Raw genomic sequence first — 918 nt, forward strand, 5'->3', positions numbered from 1 at the left:
GGCCCCATTGGGTGGTTTCTGGCAAAAAGCGGGCATGGATTGATTTTGCCAATGATGTGACCACCAAAGATATCCGCCTTGCCGCGCAAGAAGGGTATCAATCGGTCGAACATATGAAGCGCTACACGACCCAAGGAATGGCGCCCGATCAAGGACGCAGTTCAAACACGACCGCGATTGCGGTTTTGGCAGATGCCACGGGTCGTGGAATTTCCGAGACTGGCACAACAACCTATCGCCCGCCCTTTGTGCCCGTGTCCCTTGGTGCGATTGGCGCGGGCGCGCAAGGCAAAGGGTTTGCACCCGAACGCCTGACCACCAGCCATGCAGCAAGTGTTGCCCGCAATGCCCCGATGGTGGCCACGGGCCTGTGGTATCGTGCATCCTATTTCCCACAAAATGGCGAGACAACATGGCTGCAATCCTGCAACCGCGAGGTGGGCTATGTGCGCAATGCGGTCGGTGTTGTCGATGTTTCCACTTTGGGCAAAATCGCCGTGTCTGGCCCTGATGCCGCGCGGTTCCTTGATTTTGTCTACAGCAATATGATGTCGACCCTGCCAGAGGGGCGTGTGCGCTATGGTTTGATGCTGCGCGAAGATGGGTTTGTTATGGATGACGGAACCTGCGCGCGGGTAGGCCCCTATGACTATGTGATCACCACGACCACTGCCGCCGCAGCCGAGGTCATGGCGCATCTGGAATTTGTAGCGCAGGTCTTTTGCCCTAATTGGAAACTCAGCCTGACCTCTACAACAGAGGCTTGGGCGCAATTCGCGGTGGCAGGGCCAAAGGCGTTTGACCTTGTGGCGGGTCTGACCACAGACCTGCGCCGGGATGAATTGCCCTTTATGGGATGGGTCGCGCGGGATGTTTTGGGCGTGCCTGCCCGCATTTTCCGCATCTCTTTCTCAGGCG

1 pseudogene is annotated in these 918 nt (G+C 57.7%); it reads left to right on the plus strand.

The annotated features are described in order from the left end of the window. Positions 1 to 918, plus strand: a pseudogene (locus tag ACR0B3_RS24285) (sarcosine oxidase subunit alpha); the annotation flags it as partial.

The organism is Ruegeria sp. CE9, from assembly GCF_056537425.1.